We start from the raw sequence: 1,507 nt of genomic DNA, 5'->3' as shown, positions 1-1,507 counted from the left end.
CAGCTCGCCCACCTCGTTCCGCCCCCGCTCCTGGACCCGGTAGGTGAGGTCACCGGCGGCGAAGCGCTGCATCGCCCCCGTCACCTCCACTACCCCCCGGGTGAGGGCCCGGCCGAAGACAAAGGCGATGAGCGCGGCAATGAGGATGAGGATGGTCGTGTTCCGCACCGCCGCGTTCCGCAGCGGGATGAGGCGTTCGGTCAAGACCCTGGCGGGCACCAGGGTCACGAGCCGCCAGTCCGCCCCCTGGAGCGGTACCACCGTCGCCACGTAGGTCTCCTCCTGGGTTTCCACCAAGCGGCTGGTCGCTTCGGTGGCGGCCAGGAGCTCCTGGTACTGGCGCTGGAGCTCCGCCGGCGTGTCCTCACCCCAGAGCCGGGGGGATCCGATGAAGCTCTGCCCGTCCCGGAGGAGAACCGTGCCATCCCCGCGAACCAGGAGGCTTTCCCCTTCAGCCAAGAGGCTGAAACTGGCCAGCCGCTCCACAAAAGCCTCGGCCGGAACCAGGGCCGAGAGGACGCCCAAGACACCCCTATCGGAGCCGATGAGCGGTTGGGCCAGCTCCACCGCCCACACCGAACCATCGCCCGTGTCGTACTGGGTGAAGGCACCTACAACGCTTTGACCCGCGAGGGCCTGCTGGAAGACCGGTTCCCTGCTGAGGTCAGCCTCGCCGAAGACGCCGAACCGGCTGAGGGTTTGCGCGTACCCGGTGGGATTGGCGACGCGCACCTCCAGGTAATCGCGGCTGGTCATGATGTCGTTGTGCAGGACCGGCGCGTACGTGGTCACATCGTCCACCGTCAGCATGCCGATCCTCTGGCGGAGCCGGTTGACCAGCGCCGCCACCGCATCGTGCTTGTCGGCCAGCTCCATGTCTAGGACGTGCCCGTGCAACTGGAGCTCCGTCACCAGCGCCTCAGCGCTCTGCCTGGCCAGTTCATCCGAGGAGACCGAGAAGAGGAGGTACCCGGTGATCCCCGCGACCACCAGTGCCATCAGGGCCATGACGAGGGCCAGCTGAACGCTGATACTTCTCAGACGAGAGCCGCCAACTCGTTCCGAACGGACAACCGCCAAACCCATCGCTCCCCCTTCCCCACGCACCTACCCCTTCTTCAAGAGCAGACCATTCCCTGACATTTGGTTCTCGACGGGTCCTGGAACGGGGGAGCTTCGATGTGGGCTGACGCTGCTGGAGCTCTGGTCTGCCTGGAAGTAGGCCTGTGGTGAAGAACTGAAAGGGACTGCCGTTTGTGTGTCTCCCAAAGGACGCCCCGGCCGCCCGGGACCAGGTCGGTTGGACGTCACCTCGCGGTCCGAAGCAGAGACCCCTGAAAGGGCGGCCAGCGGAGCGAGAAGTGGCGGGCGCGGGGGCCGTCCCACGGCATCGTCCCCCACCGCCCGCCGCCGATTCAGGGTCCGGTGCCGAAGCTTCAGGTGAAGAGCTGCCCTTCCGACGTGGTCCGGAAGTGGGCGACAGCTTCGGCCAGGTGCCGGGCCAGCT

1 protein-coding gene is annotated in these 1,507 nt (G+C 66.9%); it reads right to left on the bottom strand.

What is annotated here, in order from left to right; translation table 11 throughout:
• The coding region (locus tag FWJ67_RS11085; protein WP_414482507.1) for a HAMP domain-containing protein at positions 1-1,008 on the bottom strand (1,008 nt) is incomplete at its 3' end.
• Positions 1,009-1,507 lie beyond the last annotated feature (499 nt).

The sequence above is a fragment of the Limnochorda sp. genome, assembly GCF_047459355.1.
Lineage (GTDB): Bacteria > Bacillota > Limnochordia > Limnochordales > Limnochordaceae > Limnochorda.
This window is presented reverse-complemented; position numbering and strand designations above follow the sequence as displayed.